The sequence below is a fragment of the Bacillus sp. TE9106W genome, assembly GCF_054062215.1.
The window spans coordinates 118,439-125,928 of sequence record NZ_JBSSFA010000014.1; the positions used below are offsets into that span (position 1 = coordinate 118,439).

At 34.5% G+C, this 7,490-nt stretch carries 7 protein-coding genes and 1 other annotated feature (1 of these 8 cut by a window edge); of the genes, 2 read left to right on the top strand and 5 right to left on the bottom strand.

Annotation, left to right across the window (positions count from 1 at the left end; genetic code table 11):
• Positions 1 to 56, bottom strand: a binding site (T-box leader) (it extends 181 nt beyond the left edge of the window).
• Positions 57 to 164: 108 nt separating this feature from the next.
• Entirely contained in the window at positions 165 to 3,677 is a 3,513-nt protein-coding gene (locus ACVWY7_RS21885) for a DUF4020 domain-containing protein (protein ID WP_326969524.1), read from the bottom strand.
• 150 nt (positions 3,678 to 3,827) lie between these two features.
• On the opposite strand from ACVWY7_RS21885, the gene ACVWY7_RS21890 reads away from it, so the two are divergent.
• Positions 3,828 to 4,265 (top strand): YndM family protein, encoded by a 438-nt coding sequence (locus ACVWY7_RS21890; protein ID WP_000997698.1) that lies wholly within the window; start codon positions 3,828 to 3,830, stop codon positions 4,263 to 4,265.
• 211 nt (positions 4,266 to 4,476) lie between these two features.
• On the opposite strand, the gene ACVWY7_RS21895 is transcribed toward ACVWY7_RS21890, so the two are convergent.
• The 3 genes from ACVWY7_RS21895 to ACVWY7_RS21905 are packed head-to-tail and all read right to left on the bottom strand — an operon-like array spanning position 4,477 to position 5,855.
• Complete coding sequence (locus ACVWY7_RS21895; protein ID WP_000709767.1) at positions 4,477 to 5,007, bottom strand: cysteine hydrolase family protein; 531 nt, start codon at positions 5,005 to 5,007, stop codon at positions 4,477 to 4,479.
• Positions 5,008 to 5,023: 16 nt separating this feature from the next.
• Positions 5,024 to 5,557 carry a GNAT family N-acetyltransferase gene (locus ACVWY7_RS21900; RefSeq protein ID WP_002080246.1) on the bottom strand — a complete coding sequence of 178 codons (534 nt, stop codon included), beginning with the start codon at positions 5,555 to 5,557 and terminating at the stop codon, positions 5,024 to 5,026.
• A gap of 13 nt (positions 5,558 to 5,570) precedes the next feature.
• Complete coding sequence (locus ACVWY7_RS21905; RefSeq protein ID WP_326969523.1) at positions 5,571 to 5,855, bottom strand: YfzA family protein; 285 nt, start codon at positions 5,853 to 5,855, stop codon at positions 5,571 to 5,573.
• Positions 5,856 to 5,944: 89 nt separating this feature from the next.
• Between ACVWY7_RS21905 and ACVWY7_RS21910 the strand changes: the two genes are divergently transcribed.
• Complete coding sequence (locus ACVWY7_RS21910) at positions 5,945 to 6,460, top strand: kinase (protein ID WP_000070093.1); 516 nt, start codon at positions 5,945 to 5,947, stop codon at positions 6,458 to 6,460.
• A gap of 51 nt (positions 6,461 to 6,511) precedes the next feature.
• On the opposite strand, the gene ACVWY7_RS21915 is transcribed toward ACVWY7_RS21910, so the two are convergent.
• Positions 6,512 to 7,490, bottom strand: a 979-nt coding sequence (locus tag ACVWY7_RS21915; protein WP_456523973.1) for a 3D domain-containing protein, incomplete at its 5' end; no start/stop codon positions are given.

The following is a 7,490-nucleotide window of genomic DNA, read 5'->3' on the forward strand; positions in this document are numbered from 1 at the left end:
CCAGCTCTCTGTTACAGTAAGACTAACCACTACTGTGATCTCTTCATTGCACTTTGTTTATTCAAATGTTTTTTGAAATTGAATAAGTATGATTCGTATTATAGAACGCTTTTCAAAACACTGTCAACAACTTTTTATATATTTTTTCAAATTACATTTTTGCTCTACATTTCTTCTTGTAAATTCTCCAGAACAATTCCGATGCGAATTATCTCATTATCTATTGCATTTATTACACATTTTTCTACTCTATATCCAATTAATAATTCTTTTATTTGAATGATTTCAGTTTCAAGTAAATTAGCTTCCTGAAGCGTTTGCAGTAAAGTGAAAAATACGTTTGCATACAACTCTTTATACATCTTTATACTCTCTGTCTTCTCAAGTATTTCATGAAATAACTGTTTTAACTCCGTTTGATTCCCTTTTCCACCCACGTCCGAAAATGATTTACAAATTATCAATAAGCCTCTTTCTACTATTTCATCCATAAATAATATAATACGTAAAAGCATTACATATTCTCTAGCTGTGATTCCCCCCATTTTCGGTCGCTCTCGCAAAAATATACTGAGCCAAGCTGCCCAAAATTTTTGTTGTTCTTTTGCACTTAACGTTTTGACGTAATAGCATAAGAACTGCATAAATTTAATTTTATTTTCTTCATTTTCTCGTATAAGTAAAGGGTATAACCAATCTGTTTTTTGCTCCCAATACAGTACACATTTAATAAATACAAAACTGAGCCATTTTAAGAAAGCTTCCCTCGTATGCGGATGTAATACTTCCAAATGTTCTACCGCGTACTTAATAAATCGCTTCATTTCTGTAAATAAAGGTAAATTGATTTGTGTGTAACATAAGCCGGCCCATGCATATTTCGTAATCTCATTTTCCTTCTTTAACTCTAAGTACGGTAACAAATATTTTCGGCACCATTGCTTCTCAATATGATAAAGAAATGTAATGTCTGCTACTAAACGAGCTATCATAAAATTTGTCCGTTCTGTACTAATTCTTACTTGTTCTTCAAACAAAAATAAATATTCATACACATTACGATCGTATAAATGATCATATGATAACAGTTTTAATAATACTGCTGTCATTTTCCCAACAGGATGCTGAATCGATTCATTGTAAAAATCTTGTTTTGCCAGCTTAAAATCCGTGTCACTTTTCATGACCTGAGGGAATACCGAAAAAGCAAATCGCTTTACATTGCGTATACTATTTTCCTCTAACTCTTCTAATCGATTACTAATTTCATATAGAAAGCTACTAATTAACCAATGAAAAGCTGTATTTCTAACAAATTTCTGTAATAGAGGAATAACTTTTTGTATTTGTTCATTTGTCAGTCCTCGGTTATTTCGCCACTCTCTAATACAAACAAACCATACTTCATTACTTATTTCGTGCATTCCAACTAATTGATATGCAAATGAAATACTCCATTCTGTATTCAATTTACATGCTTTCGATAACATCTCTAAAAAATGACGTTGTTCAAAAACACCATCTTGAGAAAATTGCTGAACTTGCTTCATAATTTCATCGTCTTTTAGTTGCAATAATCCATCAGCTGTCACATTACAAGTAATACTTTGTTCTGCCGCCTCTTTCTTTTGTACACTGTATCGCTCAGAATGAAAATGAGGATGTTTTTGCTTCATTAACTCATAAGCTTTTGCCGTAGATGGACTATTCGAATCACAAGTGAATAATAAATCCAACACGAAACAAACATCAAATGCTCTTTCCTCCGCTAGGTCCTTTAATACCATTTGAATGACTTCTTCCTTTGTTTTTTCTAAAGAGAGTGCGAAATGATTTTTTATAAGTCGAAAAACTTCGTGTTTATACGTGACGTCTAAAAGAATTCCTTCCTGTAACAACCATTTCATTTTCTCATCGGCGCTAACAAATACATTTTTATTCATCGCATCAATTGCAATTCGATTTTGAAGTACGCTGTTTGCTTCTATCATTTCTGTAATATAATAATTTGCTTTTTTCTCATTGTTTTCACATAAATAGGCTAAACACTCTTTTACAATTTGAATTAAAAACGCTAGATCATTTTGTTGAAACTCTTTCTCAACATTTTCCTTATCCCTTTTTTTCAGTGCCGCTTGCCTTAGTGATAACATCCGCATCTTCTCTATTCCCATCATCATAATTGGAACGGCATAATAGGAAATATGCGGTTTCATCTTTTCATTCCAAATTTGCTCCACAAAAGAAAATGTAGACACGGGTAAACGACTCGATTCCTCAAGTTCTATTGATTCCCCGGTATCATTTCCCCACTTTCTTTCACGCTTCAACTTAAGTTTGCCGTCCAAAATAAACGTTAGTAACAATAAAGCAATTTCTTTATGCTCAGGAAAAGAACATTTTTGCAGTAAGTAAGAAATTGTTTCAATTGATTTACTATCTTTTTCAGCTGTTTCTAATAAAAGCAGTGTCCACCTTGCAAATAACAAAGGATCCATTTTCATTTTCGTTTCGTTTAAGTAGCTACAAATTGTTCTCCATAATAGTGGAGATAGTTTAGAATGATTTTTAAAAATTAATTGAAATAATTCTTTTTGATGACTAAAAAGAAATTGTTCCACTAACCATTTTGCCAGTAATTCATCTACCTCGTTATAGTTTGATGTAATTAAAAATAAATTTTGTAATTTCCCTTCCGCTTCAAGCCATTCCACCCATTCATAATCGTGAGCAAATTCAACAAAGTAGCGGACTGTTTCAATTTTTTTTATGGATTGTTTTATGTATGATAATTGTTCCTGCTCTACTGACGGCGGAACTGTTACTATGTCACGAATTCGCATTCGTTTTGTAATATAATTATCCCCCATTAACTCCGCCCATCGTTTTACTGCTTTAACGAGAGATTGATGATTATTACCTTTATTCGGATATACAATCGGCCGTATTCCTAAATGCTCCCAGTGGTACGTATTTTCCCCTTGTGCGACAAATGCATAACGTCTTGTACTTGGTGGTAAACCAGTTGCTAAATATTTCATTACTGGGTCATTATGGCTATATCCAACGAATAAAACGGTATAATTCGAGAATAAATCAACTAAAAATCTTCTTGCCCATCCTTCTGTCAAGTAAGCCCTTCCAAAATCACCATCTGTTAAAATTAATGCTTCTTTTTCTTGTTCTATATTGCCATGTATGTAAGCGAGTCCTTTAAACGCTCTACCTGTAGGTAACGCAGGGGCGTAATATACGTTTAATTCTCTATTCATTTCTTTCATTGCAGTTGTAAAATGTCGATCAAAATTTGTTGTTACAATACGGACTTCTGTATCTAAAGGAAACAACCTCGGAATCGCATAATGAAGCGGATTCGGCTTTGACTTTTCAATATGCACTAAATCTCTTGCAACTTGATGTACATCTTTTGTTTTCGCAATTTTACCAAGATAATAATCATGCGGTTCTGTTATTTCACGTTTTTCGACATATAACGTCTTTGCAATTTCATCAACTAAATCATCAAAATTCGGTAAGTTTGATTTCCCTTTCATAGAAACTCCCGCTCCAACAAATAGTACTAACTTTCCTTTTTCAAGATGATCAATTAACTCGTCTGGAATTTCTACTTCTGAAGTAATCCACACCGAGGATTCCCCCTTACCTAAAAATGTCATATACTCTCATTTTACTATAACATTTTTTCTTTGTTTTTTTAATATTTAGACAAAACATGAACATGAAAAAGTTTTATGTAAATATATCCGTTACAATGTATGAACTCCTATATTTATTGCAAAACTATGGATAAAACGGAGGTGTAAATTTTGAATGATTTCACAGTAGTGCTTATCAAGTTTATATCGTGCATTATCGCATTTAGTATCGGACTCGCTTTATTTTTCCCAGCAACGTTCGCCCAAATTATTTCGTTCAGTCTCTTCGTTACAATCGTATCTTATATGTTCGTTGATAAAATTATTTTAAATCGAATTGGCAATACTGGTGCCATTATGTCGGATTTTTTACTAACATATTTAAGCGTATGGATTTTCGGTAATATTTTATTGGACAACTATATGCAAATTGCATGGGGAAGCATCCTTTCCGCGATTGTCTTTACATTATCAGAAGTAATCGTTCATCGCTTCTCTAGCTCCCGCACAAGGCACCACAACGATAATATTCATATTAATCGACGTTTTGCATATGGTACGGAGTTTGCGGAAGAGCAGAATATATTGGATAAAGATAAAAAGAAGTAATATTTTGATGCAGGAGCGCCCTTTTTAATTTCGTGGTGCTCCTTTTTTGTGTTTTTATTATGGTACGTGAAATTATATTGACGATCTTTCAAATATATTTATCGTAATTTGAAATATATGAACGATTATTTCAATATATTGACGTTTCGACAAAAGATATCGACTTATCGACATTATTTGACGCCATTTCTTCTAATAAAAAAACTGCCTCTTATTTAGAGGCAGTTCCTTTCAAATCTTTTAACGTAACAACATCAGCAAATGCTCCAAACACTACGTTATGATGCTTCACAATGTCTTCAGCACGTAATACTTCTGTATCAAATGTACTATGTGCATCACTCACTAACGTTATTTTATATCCTTCACTACACGCTCTGCGCGTTGTCGTATCCACACAGTACTGCGTTTGCATTCCTGAAATGATAACATGATTGATTCCCTTGTCTTGTAACACTTCGTTTAAGTTTGTCTTATAGAATGAATCTGGCGTCGTTTTTTCAACGATACTGTCTCCTTCTAGTGGGGTAATTGCTGCATGGATCTTCCACCCGTCTGTACCTTTTTCTAACGGATGGTCTTTCGGTCCGTTATGTTGCACATAAATTACCGGAATATCATTTGAACGGCATTCCCCAATAAGCTCTTGTAATGTCTCTAAAAACTTTTCCCCATTATGTACTGGCATTCCTGCTGTATACATACCTGCTTGCACATCAATTACTAATAATGCTTTTTTCATATCGCGCAGCTCCCTTTTATTTATATTCCATCATCCAACAATCTTCTAATACCCCTTCATGTAGTTCATGTTCCTTTAAAATCTTCACCTTTTTAAATCCGCATTTTTCATAACACTTTATTGCACGTTCATTATTTACTTTCGGGTCCATTGCGATTGCTTCTGCTCCCATTTCACTCAAAATGTATGTAATTGCGGCCTTAACAAATTTTGTTCCAATTCCTTTTCCCCAATAAGTCGGTTCTCCAATAAATTGATCCATCCCCCATACATTTTGCGATTCTTCATAGCCATATAATGTTTTCCACTCCGAATCAACTGGATACATTTGAATATAACCAATTGGCACATCATCAAACTCTATTAAGCACCTTTTTTCAGGACTATTTGGATTATGTATAAAATGATTCAGTACCATTTCTACTGATTGCGGATCATCTCGTCCTTCGTAATACTGCAGTACTTCTGGGTCTGTTAACCATTTTGAAATGATTGGTGCATCCTCTTCTACTACATACCTAACCGATACATTATCTTTTTGAAATAGCATATAGTACCTCTTTTTAATTCTTTATATTTTTTCTTGTAGTGAAATCTTTCATTGCACCTATTAGTGCGTATGGTAACAAAGTAATCGCAAAAAATGCTGTAAACACATTAAAATGAGGAATTTTATATGGCGTGAACCATTCTGTGAAAAATTGAGAATTTAATACTCTATTAAAAAATTCTCCGCCAGGTCTAAAGTTTGGTGCCCATGCAGTTACTTCACAAATAATAAACAACAATTGTACAATTATAAATACCCCAAGATAGCGAAACCATGTTCGCTTCCATTTCGCCCCCACCTTTTTATTTACATCATATTAATTATACACTTTCTACGTTTTATTTGTTAAAATTTTCTATATAATCATTCACGTTGGGGGAATACATTATGTCTAATCCTATAAAATCAACATTAATCATCCTTAGAGGAAACTCCGCAAGTGGTAAAACAACAATCGCAAAGCAACTACAAGAACATTTCGGACAAGGCACACTTTTAGTATCACAGGATGTTGTACGTAGAGATATGCTTAGAGTACACGACACGATCGGTAATTTATCACACGATTTACTATTTGAAATTACAAAGTACGGAAAAGGGAAATGTGAGTTTGTTATTTTAGAAGGTATTTTAAACAGTCGTAGATACGGTGATATGCTGAAAGAATTAATACATTTTTTTGAAGGAAACGCGTATACATATTACCTTGATTTATCGTTAAAAGAAACGATTCGACGACATAACACAAGGGAAAAGCGGCATGAATTTGGTGAGGATTCCCTACAAAAATGGTATAATCCGCACGATACAATTAAAGTTACTAGAGAAACTATTTTTACAGATAACTTAACGCAAAAAGATATATTTGATGCAATTCTTAATGATGTGATGGTACGAAAATAAGACCGACAGAATATGTCAGTCTTATTTTGATTATGTTATATTCTAGATTTATTATAAAATCTTCACTTTAACAGTTTGTCTTCCCCAATTCATCGCTTTACTTTTTGAACCCATTAATACATCAATGCGATTACCTTTAATTGCACTTCCGGTATCTCCAGCGATTGCTTCTCCATAACCTTCTACCCATACTTTAGATCCTAATGGGATTACTTTCGGATCTACTGCGATAATTCTCATATTCGGATTAGCCGTTAAATCATGCCCCATCGCAGTTAAAACGCGTCCACCATATGTACCATTCTCACTCGGATCAGCAGTATATGCTGTCGCCACCACCGTTAATTCACGTTTAGCAGACTGCGCATTATTTTTAGACTCTTCTTTTTCCTTTAGTGCTTCTCGTGCTTTTGCCTCTTCCTTGGCTTTGGCTATTTCTCGTGCTTTTGCTTCTTCCTTAGCCTTTGCTATTTCTCGTGCTTTTGCTTCTTCCTTAGCCTTTGCTATTTCTCGTGCTTTCGCCTCTTCCTTAGCTTTGGCTATTTCTTGCGCTTTTGCTTCTTCCTTAGCCTTTGCTATTTCTTGTGCTTTCGCCTCTTCCTTAGCTTTGGCTATTTCTTGCGCTTTTGCTTCTTCCTTAGCCTTTGCTATTTCTTGTGCCTTTGCTTCTTCCTTAGCTTTGGCTATTTCTTGCGCTTTTGCTTCTTCCTTAGCCTTTGCTATTTCTTGTGCTTTCGCCTCTTCCTTAGCTTTGGCTATCTCTTGCGCTTTTGCTTCTTCCTTAGCCTTTGCTATTTCTTGTGCTTTCGCCTCTTCCTTAGCTTTGGCTATCTCTTGCGCTTTCGCTTCTTCTTTAGCTTTGGCTATCTCTTGCACTTTTGCTTCTTCCTTAGGTTTTACTACTTCTTGGACTTTCACTTCTTCCTTAGGTTTCGCTACTTCTTGGACTTTCACTTCTTCCTTAGGTTTCGCTACTTCTTGGACTTTCACTTCTTCCTTAGGTTTCGCTACTTCTTGGACTTTCACTTCT